Raw genomic sequence first — 16,541 nt, 5'->3', positions numbered from 1 at the left:
TGGCTCTTTGCCCACTCGCCCTGCTCGGCACTGCCTTCTATCCGGTTCTTGTTCATCGGCTCGCAGCTTCGCTCCACGCTTCCTCCCCACACTCGGTCGCCCTCGTGCAGTTGCGCTTCACTTCGTTCGTCGTGATCAACTTACGGCGGGACTTGCACCCGCAAGAGGGCGCCCATGCTGGGCGCACAAAGAAAAGGGGGCGTAATGCCCCCTTCGTGCTTTTGTCGCCCTGGTCGCCCTTCAAGTGCGACCGCGGCGCTTTTCAGTCTCGTCTCAAGGACGGGCAACCTTCCAGGCACCGTTGAGCATGCCTTCGCCGGTGCGGTCGCCCGGCTTGGCGTCCTTGGACCAGTAGTAGAGGGGCCAGCCGTTGTAGGCCCATTGCTTGCTGCCGTCATCGCGCATCACGATGGTGTAGCCGCCCATGGGCTTGGGATCGGCCGGGGCCATCAGCGGCGGCCAGTTGGTGGCGCACTGGGCATTGCACATCGACTTGCCGCTGTTCTGCGCGTCGCGGGCGAAGGTGTAGAGCGTCTTGCCGTTCGGGCCGATCAGCACGCCGTCCACGGTGCGGGTGGGCATGTCGGGCGCCGGGGTGGTGGCGCAGCCGGCCAACAGCGCAGCCAGTGCGAGGGCGGGTACACCGATCAGGGTGGTCTTCTTCATGGCAATCATGCAGTTCTCCTGGTTGAACGAAAGGCAGCGGGACGAGTGTAGGAAGAGGGTTGGGGCCTGCCGCGTAGGCGCAGGGCGAATTCGGTGCCTGTCTCACAGCTGCCCATGGACGGTTTGCGCCAGCGCAAGCAGGCGGTCGCGGCCGAGGGGCGCGCTCAGCGCATAGCCGAAGCCGTCGTCCACCCAATAGAAGGTCGACAGCTGTGGGCCGGCTTCGAAGCGGAAGGCGGCGCCCCTGGCTTCGGGTGCGCCGGCATCGATCTGCCCGAGGTAGAGCGTCAGGCGCTGACCTTCGGCGTTCTGGTACATGAACTGCGCCCGCGCGCCCGCCGTGCCCGGCAGCAGGCGGCCGCCGACCAGTGCGTAGCCTTGCGATGCCAGGTCAGGCAGTTTCAGGGGCCGATCCAGCCGGTGCGACAGCCACTGCACCAGGTGCTGCTCCTCCGCGGCCCTGACTTCGACAGGGTGGCGCTTCTCGGGCACGTAGAGGCTGTAGGCCACCGCGGCTTCGCGGACGAAGCCGTGCAGAGGCGGCGCCTGGGTTGCGGCCATGGTGTGCCCGCCGGTGGCACCTTGCAGTCCATTGGCCGACCAGCCGGCGCCGAAGGCGAGCACGACGGCGGCGGCCATACCGCTCCATCGCAGCGCCTGGGCTTGGCGACGCTTGCGCGCCACGGCTTCTTCGAATGCCTTGGCGGCGGCCAGGAGGCCGGGGGGCGGGGCTTCCTCCAGCACCGGCGCGTGAAGCTGCCGCAATTGCCGGCGCAGGCGATCCCACTCCTCGTCTGGAGAATGGTGCGTTGGCGGCGGGGCGGGGCGGTTCATGGCGCGGGTCGTGGGCTCATTTCAGGCGCCGCAGGGCAGGGCGGCCGCTGGGGCCTGTGCCGGCGCGCTCGGGGGGATGGCCGTCCATGAGCTGGCGTAGCCGCTCGCGGGCGCGGGACAGCCGAGACATCACGGTGCCGATGGGCACGCCGAGCACGCGGCCGATCTCGGCATAGGAGAGGTCTTCCAGCGCGGCCAGCAGCAGGACCGCACGCTGCTCGTCGGGCAGCAGCAACAGGCAGCGCTGGAGGTCGAGCGATCCGTCGGCTGCCGCCGGCATGGCCGCGGGTTCCGCTTCCAGCGCGTCGATATCCACCGCGGGTGCTGGCGCCCGCCGCAGCTGGCTGGCGTGCAGGTTGTGCATGAGGGTGAACAGCCAGGCCCGCAGGTCGGTGCCCGGCGTCCACAGCGACCACTTGTGGCAGGCGCGCTCCAGCGTGTCCTGCACCAGGTCATCGGCGGCCCAGACATCGCCCGTCAATGCGCGGGCGTAGCGCCGCAGGGCGGGGATCTGGCCGACGATGGCGTGGGAGGCGCTCATTGACTGCATGAACGCCAGCGCATCGCCGTTTATTCCAGGCGGGTCGAAAAAAATGTGCGGGCGCGGTGCCCGGCTGGCGGATTCGCGCTGGCGCGCATCCGCCCGTCCGGCCGCCTCAGCGGTTGTGCACCTTGAGCGCCCGCTCGACCTCGCGCTTGCCCTCGCGGTCCTTGATGGTGTCGCGCTTGTCGTGCTCGGCCTTGCCCTTGGCCAGGGCGATCTCGCATTTGACCTTGCCGGCCTTCCAGTGCAGGTTGAGCGGCACCAGCGTGTAGCCCTTCTGCTCGACCTTGCCGGTCAGGCGCCGGATCTCTTCCTTGTGCAGCAGCAGCTTCTTGGTGCGGATGGCGTCGGGATTGACGTGGGTCGATGCGCTCTTGAGGGGGTTGATCTGGCAGCCGACGATGAACATCTCGCCGTCGCGGATCATCACGTAGCCGTCGGTCAGTTGCACCTTGCCTTCGCGCAATGCCTTGACCTCCCAGCCTTCGAGCACCATGCCGGCCTCGTGACGCTCCTCGAAGAAATAGTTGTAAGCCGCCTTTTTGTTGTCGGCGATGCGGGGATTGGTGTTGTCCTGCTTTTTGTTGGCCATGTGGATTCCATTTGGGGGCGCATGGCATTTCTACAATCGGCCCGCACACACGTGCAGATTCTATGAAAAGTGTCCATAAGTCCGTCCTGATCTGGTACAGCGCCACCGAGATGTATGACCTGGTGACCGATGTGGCCCGCTATCCCGAGTTCCTTCCATGGTGTGACCGGGCCCAGGTGATCGAGCAGGACGATGCCGGCATGACCGCGGAAGTCGGCCTGGCGTTCGGCGGCATCCGCCAGAGCTTCACCACGCGCAACACGCATGTGCCCGGCCGCGAGGTGCAGCTCAAGCTCGTCAAGGGGCCGTTCTCGCAACTCGAAGGCATCTGGAAGTTCGCCCCGGTCGGCCAAGAGGGTGAACGGGCCTGCCGCGTCACGCTGGACCTGAACTACGGCTTCGACAACTTCGCGCTGCAGGCGCTGGTGGGCCCGGTATTCGACAAGATCGCATCGACGCTGGTCGAGGCCTTCGTCAAGCGGGCCGAGCAGGTCTACGGCGAGGGCGGCCCGGCTGCATGATCGACATCGTCGTGTGCTGGTCGGCCGCGCCGCGACAGGTGGGCGAGCAGCGGTTGCAACTTGCCGAAGGCTCGACGCTGCGCGAGGCGGCCGCCGCAAGCGCCGTGGGCGAGCAGTGGCCTGCCTGGGCCCATGAAGCCAGCCCTGGCATCTGGGGGCGAGGGGTGACCTGGGAGACGCCGTTGCGTCCTGGAGACCGTGTCGAGCTGTGCCGGCCTCTGCTGGTGGACCCGAAGGCGGCGCGGCGCGAACGCTTTCAACGGCAAGGTTCGCGGACGGCCGGGCTGTTTGCCAAGCGACGGCAGGGCGCCAAGGCGGGCTACTGAGGCCCACAGGCCCGCGCTTCGCCGGCGCGGGCGCGGGCGCCGATGCGCCGGTGGCGCATCCCTGCGGCGGACTTCAGCGCGCCACGCAATCGCTCTGGACCACGCCCTGCAGCCGTCGCTGTTCGGCCACGCGTGCGGCGTCGTCCATGATCTCGCGTTCGCCCTGGCCATTGACGCGGGCAATGCGGATGCCGCTGTCGAGGGTGGCCAGCCCCTGGCGGGCGCGGGCGCAGTTGTCCTGCCTGGCCTTGGCGGCCCTGGCCTCGGCCTCCGCCCGCTTGGCCTTCTCGGCCTCTTCCGCCTGACGGGCCTTTTCTTCCAGGACCCGGTCCACGCGCGGCGCGGAGGCGGGCGCAGCGGGGACGGGGGCCTGCGGCGCAGCCATCGCCGACACGCCAGCGCTGCCGCCTGCCGGCCGGCCGAGGATGTTGCGCGCCGGAACATCCGCGGGCGGTGGGCGGTCGCTGAACACCTTGCGTCCGTTGCCATCGATCCATTGCCACTGGGCTTGGGCGGCCAGCGGCAGTGCCAGCAGGGCCAACAGGACGCAGGTTGCGGGTCTCATCCGGCCAGTGTAGTGGCAGCAATGGCGGCTCGTTACAATCCGTCTTTTGGAGCTTCACCATGCGCCTTCTCGGCAAAGCGCTCACCTTCGACGATGTGTTGCTGGTGCCTGCGTTCTCCCAGGTCCTGCCCAAGGACGCCTCCCTCAAGACCCGCCTTTCCCGCAACATCGAGCTGAACCTGCCTCTGGTTTCGGCGGCGATGGACACCGTGACCGAAGCCCGCCTGGCGATTGCCATCGCCCAGGAAGGCGGCATCGGCATCGTGCACAAGAACCTCACGGCCCAGCAGCAGGCGGCCGAGGTGGCGAAGGTCAAGCGTTACGAATCCGGCGTCCTGCGCGACCCGGTCGTCATCACACCCCAGCACACGGTGCTGCAGGTGCTGCAGTTGTCGGAGGAGCTGGGCATTTCCGGCTTCCCGGTGATCGACGGCGGCAAGGTCGTCGGCATCGTCACCGGCCGTGACCTGCGCTTCGAGACGCGCTACGACGTGCCGGTCACCGAGATCATGACGCCGCGGGCCAAGCTCATCACCGTGAGCGAGGGCACTTCGCCCGCCGAGGCCAAGGCGCTGCTGAACAAGCACAAGCTCGAACGGTTGCTGGTCGTGGCCGACGACTTCGAGCTCAAGGGCCTGATCACCGTCAAGGACATCACCAAGCAGACCAGTTTCCCGAACGCGGCGCGCGACGCATCGGGCCGCTTGCGCGTGGGCGCGGCGGTGGGTGTGGGCGAAGGCACCGAGGAACGTGTCGAGGCCCTGGTCAAGGCCGGCGTGGACGCCATCGTGGTCGACACCGCCCACGGCCACAGCAAGGGCGTGATCGAGCGGGTGCGCTGGGTCAAGCAGAACTATCCGCAGGTCGATGTGATCGGCGGCAACATCGCCACCGGCGCCGCCGCCAAGGCGCTGGCCGAGGCGGGCGCGGATGCGGTCAAGGTCGGCATCGGCCCGGGTTCCATCTGCACCACGCGCATCGTGGCCGGCGTGGGCGTGCCGCAGATCATGGCCATCGACAACGTGGCCACGGCGCTGGGCGACAGCATTCCGCTGATCGCCGACGGCGGAATCCGCTACTCGGGCGACATCGCCAAGGCCATCGCGGCCGGCGCCAGCACCGTGATGATGGGCGGCATGTTTGCCGGCACCGAAGAGGCGCCGGGCGAGATCATCCTGTTCCAGGGCCGCAGCTACAAGAGCTATCGCGGGATGGGCTCCATCGGTGCGATGCAGCAGGGCAGCGCCGACCGCTACTTCCAGGAATCGAGCACGGGCAATCCCAATGCCGACAAGCTGGTGCCCGAAGGCATCGAAGGCCGTGTGCCCTACAAGGGGTCGATGCTGTCCATCGTCTACCAGATGGCCGGCGGCCTGCGGGCCTCGATGGGCTACTGCGGTTGCGCCACCATCGACGAGATGAAGTCGAACGCCGAGTTCGTGGAAATCACGGCGGCCGGCATCCGCGAAAGCCATGTGCACGATGTGCAGATCACCAAGGAAGCGCCCAACTACCGGGCGGAGTGACCCGGCGTCGCGCTGAAAAGGGCCAGATTGTTCTGGCCATTTTTCTTTCCTGGCTAGAATATGGTCCGAATTCCCCATAGACGGGCCAGATTCGACATGCACACCGTCCCCATCCACCAAGCCAAGAGCCAGCTTTCCGAACTGATCCGCGCTGTCGAGAACGGAGAGGAAGTCGTGCTGACTCGCCACGGCAAGCGGGTGATCCGGCTGATCAAGGAGCCCGAGTCGGTGCAACCCAGCATCGAGGCGCGTCGACAGGCCATCGTGGCAGAGCTGCAGGCGCTGCGCGCCAAGGTGGCCGCGACGGCGGCAGAGCAGGGTGCCGGCTTCGACCTGCTGTGGCAGCAGCACGAGGCCGCCCAGGCAGCGCGCACGGGGTCATGGGTCCAGGGCGACCTTCCCACGGCCGGGCACCCGAAGGACGACGATGCTGGTCATTGACGCCTCGGCCTTCACCCGCTGGGCCTTCCCGGCCGAGGGCAGTGACCGCGTGTCGCAGGCGCTGATCCGCGTCATGACCGAGGAAGAAAGCGCAACCAGCGCCGCCACCTTCCCCCTCGATGTGCTCCAGGCCACCGGTTGCGCGCTGGCCACCGGCCGGTTCACGACGGCCGTCCACCAGCACGTGCTGCGGCTGCTGAGCCGGCTGCCGGTGGCATTGGCGCCCATGCGCATCTCGCCGCTGGAGTTCTGGACCTGGGCGCAATCGATGCAGCTCGGCCCTCACGATGCGGCCTATCTCAAGTTGGCCGTCGACCTCAAGGCGCCGCTGGTCACCATGGCGCCTGCGCTGCACCGCGCCTGCCTTCAACTGGACCATCCCGTCATCACCGACCTGACCTGACGCGGCGCCCACGCGGCCGCATCTCCCTTCTTTCGGAGCCCACCATGCAACACGACAAGATCCTCATCCTCGACTTCGGCTCGCAGGTCACGCAGCTGATCGCCCGCCGCGTGCGCGAAGCCCATGTGCTGAGCGAAGTGCATCCCTGCGATGTGACCGACGAATGGGTGCGGCAGTACGCCGCCGACGGCTCGCTCAAGGGCGTGATCCTGTCGGGCAGCCATGCCAGCGTGTACGAAGAGAGCACCGACAAGGCACCGCAGGCCATCTTCGAACTGGGCGTGCCGGTGCTGGGCATCTGCTATGGCATGCAGACCATGGCGCACCAGCTGGGCGGCAAGGTCGAGGGCGGCCACAAGCGCGAGTTCGGCTTCGCGGCCGTGCGGGCGCGCGGCCACACCGAGCTGCTGCGCGACATCGCCGACTTCACTACGGACGAGGGCCACGGCATGCTCAACGTCTGGATGAGCCATGGCGACAAGGTGAGCGAGCTGCCGCCCGGCTTCAAGCTGATGGCCAGCACCGACAGCTGCCCCATCGCCGGCATGGCCGACGAAGCCCGCAAGTTCTATGCGGTGCAGTTCCACCCCGAGGTCACGCACACGCAGCAGGGCAAGGCGATCCTTGAGCGCTTCGTGCTCGGCATCTGTCAGGCCCAGCCCGACTGGGTCATGAAGGACCACATCGCCGAGGCGGTGGAGGCCATCCGCCAGCAAGTCGGCGACGAAGAGGTGATCCTCGGCCTGTCGGGCGGCGTCGATTCATCCGTGGCGGCGGCGCTGATCCACCGCGCCATCGGCGACCAGCTGACCTGCGTCTTCGTCGACCACGGCCTGCTGCGCCTGGACGAAGGCAAGATGGTGATGGAGATGTTTGCCGGCAAGCTGCATGCGCGGGTCATCCACGTCGACGCCAGCGAGCAGTTCCTGGGCCATCTGCAGGGCGTGCGCGACCCGGAGCAGAAGCGCAAGATCATCGGCCGCGAGTTCGTCGAGGTGTTCAAGGCCGAGGCCGCCAAGCTCAAGGCCGGCACCGGCGGCCACAAGGGCGCGACCTTCCTGGCACAGGGCACCATCTATCCGGACGTGATCGAGTCCGGCGGCGCCAAGAGCAAGAAGGCCGTCACCATCAAGAGCCACCACAACGTGGGCGGCCTGCCCGAACAGCTGGGCCTGAAGTTGCTGGAGCCCCTGCGCGACCTGTTCAAGGACGAGGTGCGCGAACTGGGCGTGGCGCTGGGCCTGCCGCCCGAGATGGTGTACCGCCATCCCTTCCCCGGCCCCGGCCTGGGCGTGCGCATCCTTGGCGAGGTGAAGAAGGAGTACGCCGACCTGCTGCGCCGTGCCGACGCGATCTTCATCGAGGAGCTGCGCAACTTCCGCGACGAGGCCACGGGCAAGAGCTGGTATGACCTCACCAGCCAGGCCTTCACGGTTTTCCTGCCGGTCAAGAGCGTGGGCGTGATGGGCGATGGCCGCACCTACGACTATGTGGTGGCGCTGCGCGCCGTGCAGACCAGCGACTTCATGACCGCCGACTGGGCCGAGCTGCCCTATGCCCTGCTCAAGAAGGTGTCGAGCCGCATCATCAACGAGGTGCGCGGCATCAACCGGGTGACCTACGACGTGTCGAGCAAGCCCCCGGCGACGATCGAGTGGGAGTGACGCTGAATCGCTGCAGCACGCCACTCGATGGAGTGCAGCTGGATCCCTGTTTACGACCACTGGCGCCCGCACCCGGCGCTGACCATGGCGCTCGAGATCCCGAGCATTGATGCTGGGATCGTCACGCGCGCACAATTCGATGCGCCGTTGCGGAATTCCGGATGCCTCACTGAAGCTCGTCGCGTGGGCTTGTTCTTCAAGTCTTGCCGGGCGGCCGTCGCCCGGGCCGGCTTGGGGGCGAGTGGTCTGCCGCTTGTTCCCAGCCGCCTCCCAAGGCCATGAACACGGCAATCTGGTACTGCGCAATCTGTGCATCCGAGACCGCCAGCGAAGCCTCGTGGGAAGCCAGGGTGCGCTGCGCATCCAGGACATCGAGCTGGCCGATCTTTCCGCTGATCAGAAGCGCCCAGGACTGCTCTGCCACGATCAGGCTCTGGTCCCGTGCGGCGACGAGCGCCGCATGGCGATCGAGCTCCCGCGCGTAAGCGCCCAGTGCGGTCTCGACTTCGCGCAGCGCATTGAGAACGGTGCCGTCGAACCGTGCGAGCGCACCTCGCGACGTTGCTTCGGCTTGGCTGATCCGCGCGCGGGCCACACCGGTGTTCGGAACCGTCCAACTGATCAGCGGACCAACGCCGTAGCTGAAGGTTTCACGGTTGGCGAAGCGTCCGAGAAAGCCTGACGATCCCGATGTCAGACCCAGTGTCACCTTGGGATAGAGATCACCTGTCGCCACACCGATTCGTGCGGTGGCCGCTGCCAGACTTCGCTCCGCCTGCCGTACATCGGGCCGACGTCCAAGCAGCGCGGCGCCTTCGCCGACCGGGAGCAAACCGGCCACACGCGGAGGCTGCTCGCACTGGCTGACGGCATGAGGAAAGTGGCGCGGCGGCGCACCCGTGAGCGCGGCAAGCCGATACAGGGCCTGCTGGCGTTGGGTTTCCAGCGGAGAAATCGCGGCGCGCAGGGCTTCAAGCTGAGCGCGCGCACGCGCGGCGTCCATGGCGCTGGCCTTGCCCGCGCGTTGCAAGCGCTGCGCGAGCGCGAGCGCCTCCTCCTGCAAACGTACCGACGCCTGCGCCACGCGCAACTGCAGACCGGCCGAGCACGCCGAAGCGTAGGCCTGTGCCGTGCCGCCCGCGACGCTCACGCGCACGACATCCACCGCTGCGCGCGCGGCGCCTGCATCCGCCTCGGCAGCGTCGATGGCGCGCCGCAGCTGGCCGACGAGGTCCAGTTGATAGGACACGGCCACCCCCGCGCTGTAGTTGGCTCGGCTCGGCGGCGCTTGATCCTGCTGCAGGACGGACAAGCCCGAAGCGTGACCAAAGCCCGGCCCGCCCTGGATGACGACCGATGGCTTCTCGCTGCCGTGCGCCTCGCTCCCGATCGCCGCGGCACGCTCGAAGTTGGCCAGGGCTTGCCGCAGATCAGTGTTGTGCGCCAGGGCCTGGGCAATCAGGCTGTCGAGCTGCGGGTCGTCGAAAAGGCGCCACCAGTGCGCGGGCATGGTTGCATCTGATGTGGCCTCGCCACCAGAGAGGAACGGCCCTGCCGAGGCGGACTGCTCTGCGGTGAGTGCTGCTGGCGCCACGTAGTCGGGGCCGACGGGAACCTGGGCACAGCCAGCCAGCATCCCACATGCGGCGACCATTGTTCGAGCGAGGACCCGAAGCGGCGTCATGACCGCGGCTCCTGAACGCCGGTCTCGGCGGCGGTGGCCGCTCCCCGACCTTCCATCACCTCGACGGAGACGGTCTGCCCGACGACCAGACGAACGTGGGCCGGCAGCGGATCGAGCTTCACCCGAACCGGAACACGCTGGGCGAGCCGCACCCAGTTGAAAGTGGGATTCACGCTGGACAGCAGGTTGGCGCCGGTGCTGCGGTCGCGGTCGCCGATACCAGCGGCAATGCTGTCAACCGAGCCTTCGAGCGAGGCTGCGCCCATGGGGGTCACGCGGACCCGGTCGCCCAGTCGGATGCGCGAGAGCTTGTTCTCCTCGAAGTAGCCCTCGACGTAAATGGAATCATCCGCCACCAGCGCCAACGCGGCGTGGCCGGCCGTCGCATAGGCGCCCTGGCGCAGATCGAGATTGGTGACACGACCTGCCGCGGGTGCGCGCACATCTGTGCGCTTGAGGTTCAGGCGGGCCACATCGAGCGTTACCTCCGCCTGGCGCAGGGCCGTTTCGGCAGCCCGCAGCGCTCCCTTGGCTTGCTCGACACGCAGGCGCGACTGCTCGCGCACCTCCTGCGCGACGAGCCCCTCCAGCTCGTCGTTGCGGCGGCGCTCGCGTTGCGCCTGGGTCAGTGCGACTCTCTGATTGCCGATGACGATCCGCTGCGCGGCGACGGCAGCCTCGGCCTGCCGCAGGGCCAGCGTGAAACGGGCTTCATCGATCGAGAAGAGCAACTCGCCGGCCACGACCGGCTGGTTGTCGCGCACCGCCACCTCGGCCACCATGCCGGACACATCGGGCGCGACCTGGACGACGTCCGCCCGCACCCGGCCGTTGCGTGTCCAGGGGGCAAGCTCATAGTGGTCCCAGAGTTGGAGAGCGGCCGAGCAGGCGGCGACCGCGACCAGCGCGGTCAGCAGCATCCGCAAAAGGGATGGAGTCCGGCGCAACAGCCAGTGGGGAAGACGGACGGATGTGGTATTCATGGTCGATCAGCAGGACAACGGGTCGGTTCAGGAGGAGAGGGCGCCGGTCAGCCTGACCAACGCATAGAGCGACAGGAGATACAGCCCCAGGTCGAAAAGCGGTGGGTGCCACACCCACCGGTAGGCACCCACGAGCGACAGCAGGCGGCGAACCCACCAGGCGCATGCCATGGCGCCTCCGGCGACCAGGAGCAGACCGGGAACGTAGATGCCGAAAACGCTGGTCTCGATCATGGTTGGAGCTCCGAAGGCGCTGAAGGAAAGAGGTCCCTGCGCAACCCCACGAGGGCCGACACAGCGGGCTCGCATGCGGTGCTCGCAAGGCAAAGGGCCAGCAGCCGGTCGATAACCGGCAACAGCGCGTCGAGCCGCCGCGGCGACTCCGTGGCTTGGGCGAGGAACGCGCGCTCAAGGCCGACCAGCAGCTCGCGCACCGGCGTTTCGGGCAGCAGGTGGCGCTGCTGTTGAAGGACGGCGACGCTCGCGCCCAAGCGAAGTTCGCGCATGGCGAGCTGCGCCGCCTGGCCGCCGTGATCTGCGGCGCTGCCGGCGGTGCGCGGGACCAGCAGCGCGATCCGGTCCAGCATGCGGCCGGCGAATGCGTCACGCGCCAATGCGCGTCCTGGCCGTGCCGCCGTGCCGGCCATCCCGGCAAGGTCGCGCCAGGTGGCCCGGTGGATGCGCCGCGCACTCCATTCGCTGCTCACGCTGCGCACGAGGGCGGTGACGCGCGCGGCGATCAGGGCACCGGCGAAGAGCGCCAGATTGCTCTCGAGAAAGCTGACCCAGTCGGCACTGGCGATGTCGTGCAGGGCCAGCGTACCGGCCACACCGAAAAACATGCCCAGCGCCGTGAGGCTGCTTGCCGGACGAGCGAGGTAGCCGCCCACGACCAGGAACAGCGGCGCGATACAAAGCACCAGCATGCCGAAGTCGTGCGCCAGCGGCATGACGCCGAGGATGTAGAAGGCCGACACGGGCATCGACCACAGCAGCGCGACCAGGAACTTGTGCATGCCCGGCAAAGGGTCGTCCATGGTCGCGAAGAAACTGCAGAAGATCGCTGCCGCCATGGCCATCGACGATCCCGCCCGCCAGCCGCTGAATATCCAAGCCGCGCATGCAGTGCAGGTGGACAGCACCACGGTGAACGCAGAACGCATCGCCAGGCCTCGGTCCACGTGAAGGACGGAAGGCCGCGAAGGCTTTCCTCGCGTCGGATGCGGGGCGTGGCCGGCCAGACCGGCGGCAATGTCGACGCGAAGCGCGTGGCACCGGCGCCATCCGGCGACCAGTTCGTCGACGTGGGCGGCCACGCCGATGTTCAGCGAACGCACCCAGGAAGAGTTCCGCCGGTCGGCGCCCTCCAGTCGTGCCGCCTCCCGAACGCCGTCCAAGGCGCCGGTCGACACGTCGGCGCCGAGGCCGGCGCTGTTTTGTGCCATGGCCCGTGCGATGCGGTTGGGCACGCCGCCCGTTGCATCGCGCAAGCCGGCGAGCCGGTCCTCCAGGGCCGAAAGCGAAGGTGTGAGTGCCGCAAGGCCATCGTGCAGCTCGCCCACGGCATATTGGGTCCATCGCAGGCCGCTGGTATCAAAGGGCACGTGGGTGGCCAGCAGGCGCAACTGGGTGATATCGGTGGCGATGCGCCGTCTGTCCTGCGCCAGCCGCGCCCGAAGCTCATCGTCGGTATCCGGGCTCAGCAGGTCGCCGGCCCATCGGCGGACGTCGCCCAGCGTGCGGTCGACAAGCCCGAGGAGCGAAGGTGCGAGGCTGGCGGGTAACACGATGCTGTGCACCAGGCTCGCGCAGACGATGCCGAGCGCGATCTCCTCGGTCCGGGCGACGGCGGTGTCGAACATCGAGGCGGGTGCGTCCACCAGCGGAAAGCCGATCAGGGCCGCAGAGTAGCCCCCGAGCATGAACGCATAGGAGCGCGCGCTTCGGTCCATCAGCGACAGGTAGAGGCACGCGCCAACCCACAGCGCAAGGGCGAGCGACAGAAGCACAGGCGAGCCCGACAGCGACGGAATCAGCACCACCGCGGCTGCGCACCCCAGCAAAGTGCCGCACAGGCGGTACAGCGACTTCGAGCGCACATGGCCCGCCAGGGGGTGGGCCACGATGTACGCGGTCATCATGGACCAGAAGGGCCGCGGCAGCCCGAAACGGCTGGACAGGTACAGCGCGAGCATGGCCGCGGCAAAGCTCTTGAGCGAAAAGAGCCACTCCTGCCTTGAGAAAGCGGGCCACGCGGTCATGCGGCACCCCTGGAGAGCGGGTTCGGCACGGTCGATGCGGCCCCGTCTTTGTTGAGAATGGTTTGCATGTAGAGATGCTAGGCATCGGCAGGCTCGTCAGAAATCGTAAACTTGGACAGATGATTTCTTTTTTCGGTCATCCAGGGTGAGTCGGCCGGTCCGTCCGACGTCTCGTGCCAGCCTCGACCTGCACTACGAGCCGTCGGTGCCCGTCATGGCACATCGCGTGGACGTCCAGGAACGCGAGCGCGAGGTTCCCGTTCACAGGCATCGCTCCGGCCAGCTGGTGATGGCGCTGCGCGGGGCGGTCTCGTGCGACGTGCCCGGTGCGATGTGGATGGTTCCGCCCCAGGCGGGCGTGTGGATTCCGGGCGGTACGCCGCACAGCAACCACGGCACGGCCAACGCGGTGATCTATTACCTGTTCGTCGCGCGCGACGCGGCGCCCTTGCCCGCCAGTTGCTGCACCCTGCGCATCAGCCCGCTGCTCAGCGAGATGATTCAGTACCTGGCAGCGCAGCCGCCCTCCTATGAGGCCGGCGGGCCGACGGGCCGGCTGGCGCGGGTGCTGCTGGACCAACTCTGCGCCATGCCCGCAGAAGAGGTCTCGCTGCCTTTGCCTGAGGACACCCGCCTGCGGCAGGTCTCGCGAGCCATGATGCGAGACCCCTCTGACCGCCGTACCCAGGCGGATTGGGCCCGCCATCTCGGCATGAGCGAGCGAACGTTGAATCGCCTTTGCACGTCGCAGACCGGCCTGAGCTTCGGGCGGTGGCGACGCCAATTGCACATGATGGTCGCGCTTCGTGAGCTGTCTGGCGGCGCGACCGTGCAGCAGGTCGCCTACGACCTCGGCTACGAGTCGCCCTCGGCCTTCATCACGATGTTCAAGAAGGCCTTCGGCAAGCCTCCGGCCACGTACATCAATGACCGGTTGATGGCCGGAGGATGAGGGCCTTCATCGGCCGGCAGCACGTCGTGTCCGCGTGAACGCAGCCGCGTTCCGCCTCCGGAATTCAGCGGTAGGGGCGCGCGTGGGTCACGCCGCCGTCCACCACGAGGGTGGCGCCCATCACGTAGTCGCCGGCGCGCGAGGCCAGGAAGATGGCGGCGCCCGCAATGTCGTCGGGTGTGCCGATGCGTCTTGCGGGAATGTGCTCCGACAGCGCTTCTCCGTGGTCGCGGGCATTGCGGTTCATCTCGGACGGAAACGCGCCTGGCGCAATGGCGGCGACCGCAATGTTGTCCTGTGCCAGGCGCATCGCCATCCGCCGTGTCAGGTGAATCAGCCCTGCCTTGCTGGCGACGTAGGAATAGTTTTCCTGGGGATTGAGCCCGATGCCGTCGGTGGAAGCGATGTTGATGATCTTCCCGACACGCGCCTGGGCTGCGGCGCGCATCGGTTGGGCCAGCGCCTTGGTCAGGAAGAAGGGCGTCTTGAGGTTCAGATCGACCACCTTGTCCCAGCCGCCTTCGGGAAAGGCGTCGAAATCCTCTCCCCAGGCCGCGCCCGCGTTGTTGACCAGGATGTCGAGCGTCGACTCATGCCGCCCGTAGGCGTCGGCCACGGCTCGGCAGCCTGCGACGGTGGACACGTCGTGGGGCAACGAAACGCAGCGGCCTGCGCTGGCGAGCTCCTGCGCTGCCAGATTGCAGGCCTGTGCCTTTCGCGCAGTGATATAGACGCGGGCGCCATGAGCGAGAAAGCCCTCGGCGATCATGCGTCCGATGCCTCGCGAACCGCCGGTGATGAGTGCCGTGCGCCCCTGCAGCGAGAAAAGATCCCCGCCGTTCATGACGTCGACCCCACAGCGACGGCCTGCACGGCGTTGTCGTCCCGTGCGTCCATCCCGAGGCGCGATCGCCGCACATAGGCCGTGCCGTCGAACAGCCGTCGGGCCGTGCGTGTGAAATGGACCTCCCGAACCGCCCATTCCTCGCCGCCCACATGTTCGACGTTCGCATAGATCTTGAGCACGCCGCTCGGATGCCCGATCCGGATGCGCGCCGGTCCGGCGTGCGTGCCTCGCGCTTCGGCGGGAATCGTCCCCGCAATCTGCGCCGCCACCGAAAGGCAGACCGAGCCGCCGCCGGGGAACGCCTTGTGCATCGCGCCACCGTTGAGCACCATGCGGGCAATGAAATCGACCTCCGACGAGTGCACGACGCGGTCGCCAGCGATGGTCCGGTAGTCCTGTGCTTCGCTGATGAGAATCTGGTAGGGCGTCAAGAACCCTGACGAAGGAAGGTCGCAGCGTTCCACGGCCCAGCGCCTGACCTCCTCGGCCATCTCATAGATGTCTGCGCTGAGCTGGCCCGGCAACTCTGTGCCGGTGATGCCCAGATCCGCCGCTCGAATGAAAACGCAGGCGGTACCGACATCGACCACGGACACCGGAATTTCGCGCCCAAGCTTCGATATGGGGACCCAATCGCGGGCCTGCCCTGTAGGCAGAAGCTTGCCGGTGGTGGAGCCGCTCGTGTCCGAATAGTCCAGCGCCACTTCCGCGCCGGTGCCGGGCACGCCGTCCACCTCGCTGTCGCCTTCCACGCGCGGCTCGCCGTCGGCGCACTGCACGGCCATGCGCAGGATCTTTCCGGTGTTCGTGTTGTGCACCCGCACGGTGGTGACGGGTTCATGCACGGGAATCAGCTTTTCCTGCAATGCATAGACCCCGGTGGCCGATGAGATGTTGCCGCAGACGATCTCGAAGCTGAGGGTGGGTTGATCGATGCCCACCTGCACGAAGGTGTAGTCGATGTCCGCGTCCGGGCGTGACGGCGGTCCAATGATGGCGCATTTGCTCGTCAGGATGTCAGCGCCTCCGAGCCCATCGATCTGACGGACGTCCGGACTTCCGAACAGAGCCAGAAGAAAGCGAAGACGCTCTTGCGGATCGCTGGGCACGTCATGCTGAGACAGAAAAACGGCCTTGCTGGTGCCACCACGCATCAGGGTGACAGGGACGCGAACTTGTTCTTTCATCGATCCAGTATGCGGCGCCAGAAGGTGCCTGTCCTTTGAGTTTTGCTGGCCTCTTTTTAGGTCCGCTAAATGCTCCGGATGCTTTAGCACCACTAAAGAGTGCCCAGCAAAAGTCCAATGACTGCAGACATTCGGATCTCGATACTTTTCCTCGCTGACGAACTCCAGACGAACAGGAGACACCTTTGAAGATCATCAAGCGAACGGAATCCCCCTTCCGTCAAGCCCCCGGCGGCATGGTGCTTGTCGCCACCCGAGTAGCCGGGCAGCCAGCCCAGTTTCCGCCGATCGAATTCACCCATGACGACCAACCGGTCGAAGTCGTCGAGCTCGGACCCATCGGTTCTCTCTACAGCTTCACGATCGTGCATCCCGGCAAGGAGAAGCAGCCCTATGGCCTGGCCATGGTCGACTTCGAACCGGGTGTGCGTGCGTTTGGTCGGCTGCTGTATGACGCCGAGCCGCCTGCCATCGGCGCCCGCCTTCGGGTGGTGCCCTTCGCGTTGCCGGACGGCACGCCCGACTATGCATTCCAGGAGTGATGC

General features: G+C 67.2%; 19 protein-coding genes. 8 read left to right on the top strand and 11 right to left on the bottom strand.

Features of this window, described 5'->3' with window-relative positions:
• Nucleotides 1-273 precede the first annotated feature (273 nt).
• The 4 genes from DFR41_RS27055 to smpB form a co-directional block, all read right to left on the bottom strand.
• Nucleotides 274-666: a COG4315 family predicted lipoprotein gene (locus DFR41_RS27055; protein WP_043118015.1), complete on the bottom strand. Its 393-nt coding sequence runs from the start codon at nt 664-666 to the stop codon at nt 274-276.
• Between the two features lie 102 nt (nt 667-768).
• On the bottom strand, nt 769-1,500 hold the full coding sequence (locus tag DFR41_RS27050) for an anti-sigma factor family protein (protein WP_114805011.1): 732 nt from the start codon (nt 1,498-1,500) through the stop codon (nt 769-771).
• 16 nt (nt 1,501-1,516) lie between these two features.
• On the bottom strand, nt 1,517-2,041 hold the full coding sequence (locus DFR41_RS27045) for a sigma-70 family RNA polymerase sigma factor (protein ID WP_114805010.1): 525 nt from the start codon (nt 2,039-2,041) through the stop codon (nt 1,517-1,519).
• A gap of 115 nt (nt 2,042-2,156) precedes the next feature.
• Nucleotides 2,157-2,636: an SsrA-binding protein SmpB gene (gene smpB / locus DFR41_RS27040; protein WP_017756946.1), complete on the bottom strand. Its 480-nt coding sequence runs from the start codon at nt 2,634-2,636 to the stop codon at nt 2,157-2,159.
• A 62-nt stretch (nt 2,637-2,698) separates the two neighbouring features.
• Here smpB and DFR41_RS27035 point away from each other — a divergent pair, with 62 nt between their 5' ends.
• Complete coding sequence (locus DFR41_RS27035) at nt 2,699-3,157, top strand: type II toxin-antitoxin system RatA family toxin (protein ID WP_043118012.1); 459 nt, start codon at nt 2,699-2,701, stop codon at nt 3,155-3,157.
• Entirely contained in the window at nt 3,154-3,483 is a 330-nt protein-coding gene (locus tag DFR41_RS27030; RefSeq protein ID WP_017756948.1) for an RnfH family protein, read from the top strand. The genes DFR41_RS27035 and DFR41_RS27030 overlap by 4 nt, the downstream gene beginning before the upstream one ends.
• Before the next feature lie 73 nt (nt 3,484-3,556).
• On the opposite strand, the gene DFR41_RS27025 is transcribed toward DFR41_RS27030, so the two are convergent.
• Nucleotides 3,557-4,048, bottom strand: a complete 492-nt coding sequence (locus DFR41_RS27025; RefSeq protein WP_114805009.1) for a DUF4124 domain-containing protein — start codon at nt 4,046-4,048, stop codon at nt 3,557-3,559.
• 59 nt (nt 4,049-4,107) lie between these two features.
• Here DFR41_RS27025 and guaB point away from each other — a divergent pair, with 59 nt between their 5' ends.
• The 4 genes from guaB (at nt 4,108) to guaA (ending at nt 8,082) form a co-directional block, all read left to right on the top strand.
• Nucleotides 4,108-5,574: an IMP dehydrogenase gene (gene guaB / locus DFR41_RS27020; protein WP_017760531.1), complete on the top strand. Its 1,467-nt coding sequence runs from the start codon at nt 4,108-4,110 to the stop codon at nt 5,572-5,574.
• A gap of 96 nt (nt 5,575-5,670) precedes the next feature.
• Nucleotides 5,671-6,015 (top strand): type II toxin-antitoxin system Phd/YefM family antitoxin, encoded by a 345-nt coding sequence (locus tag DFR41_RS27015; protein WP_017760532.1) that lies wholly within the window; start codon nt 5,671-5,673, stop codon nt 6,013-6,015.
• A complete protein-coding gene (locus tag DFR41_RS27010) occupies nt 6,002-6,418 on the top strand; it encodes a type II toxin-antitoxin system VapC family toxin (RefSeq protein WP_114805008.1) in 417 nt (138 codons plus the stop codon). The genes DFR41_RS27015 and DFR41_RS27010 overlap by 14 nt, the downstream gene beginning before the upstream one ends.
• A 44-nt stretch (nt 6,419-6,462) precedes the next feature.
• Entirely contained in the window at nt 6,463-8,082 is a 1,620-nt protein-coding gene (gene guaA, locus DFR41_RS27005) for a glutamine-hydrolyzing GMP synthase (protein ID WP_114805007.1), read from the top strand.
• Between the two features lie 196 nt (nt 8,083-8,278).
• Here guaA and DFR41_RS27000 read toward each other — a convergent pair whose 3' ends face one another.
• The 4 genes from DFR41_RS27000 to DFR41_RS26985 are packed head-to-tail and all read right to left on the bottom strand — an operon-like array spanning nt 8,279 to nt 13,010.
• Nucleotides 8,279-9,766 (bottom strand): efflux transporter outer membrane subunit, encoded by a 1,488-nt coding sequence (locus DFR41_RS27000; RefSeq protein WP_425326733.1) that lies wholly within the window; start codon nt 9,764-9,766, stop codon nt 8,279-8,281.
• A complete protein-coding gene (locus DFR41_RS26995; protein ID WP_114805006.1) occupies nt 9,763-10,749 on the bottom strand; it encodes an HlyD family secretion protein in 987 nt (328 codons plus the stop codon). Before DFR41_RS26995 ends, DFR41_RS27000 begins: the two co-directional genes overlap by 4 nt.
• A 27-nt stretch (nt 10,750-10,776) precedes the next feature.
• Nucleotides 10,777-10,983, bottom strand: coding sequence for a DUF1656 domain-containing protein (locus DFR41_RS26990; RefSeq protein WP_017758672.1), 207 nt, complete (start codon nt 10,981-10,983; stop codon nt 10,777-10,779).
• Complete coding sequence (locus DFR41_RS26985; RefSeq protein WP_114805005.1) at nt 10,980-13,010, bottom strand: FUSC family protein; 2,031 nt, start codon at nt 13,008-13,010, stop codon at nt 10,980-10,982. Before DFR41_RS26985 ends, DFR41_RS26990 begins: the two co-directional genes overlap by 4 nt.
• 226 nt (nt 13,011-13,236) lie before the next feature.
• On the opposite strand from DFR41_RS26985, the gene DFR41_RS26980 reads away from it, so the two are divergent.
• Complete coding sequence (locus DFR41_RS26980; RefSeq protein WP_017758670.1) at nt 13,237-13,962, top strand: AraC family transcriptional regulator; 726 nt, start codon at nt 13,237-13,239, stop codon at nt 13,960-13,962.
• 64 nt (nt 13,963-14,026) lie between these two features.
• Here DFR41_RS26980 and DFR41_RS26975 read toward each other — a convergent pair whose 3' ends face one another.
• Both DFR41_RS26975 and DFR41_RS26970 read right to left on the bottom strand, forming a co-directional pair.
• Nucleotides 14,027-14,806 carry an SDR family oxidoreductase gene (locus DFR41_RS26975; protein WP_114805004.1) on the bottom strand — a complete coding sequence of 260 codons (780 nt, stop codon included), beginning with the start codon at nt 14,804-14,806 and terminating at the stop codon, nt 14,027-14,029.
• Entirely contained in the window at nt 14,803-15,996 is a 1,194-nt protein-coding gene (locus DFR41_RS26970) for a 2-methylaconitate cis-trans isomerase PrpF family protein (protein ID WP_114805003.1), read from the bottom strand. Before DFR41_RS26970 ends, DFR41_RS26975 begins: the two co-directional genes overlap by 4 nt.
• Before the next feature lie 185 nt (nt 15,997-16,181).
• On the opposite strand from DFR41_RS26970, the gene DFR41_RS26965 reads away from it, so the two are divergent.
• The gene (locus tag DFR41_RS26965; protein ID WP_114805002.1) at nt 16,182-16,538 is read left to right on the top strand and encodes a Zn-ribbon domain-containing OB-fold protein; all 357 of its coding nucleotides are present in this window, start codon (nt 16,182-16,184) and stop codon (nt 16,536-16,538) included.
• Nucleotides 16,539-16,541 lie beyond the last annotated feature (3 nt).

Origin of the sequence: Pseudacidovorax intermedius (genome assembly GCF_003350475.1) — a bacterium.
In the GTDB taxonomy this organism is placed as follows: Bacteria; Pseudomonadota; Gammaproteobacteria; order Burkholderiales; family Burkholderiaceae_C; genus Xenophilus; species Xenophilus intermedius.
The sequence above is the reverse complement of the archived record's forward strand: the minus strand, read 5'-3'. Positions and strand labels throughout refer to the sequence as shown.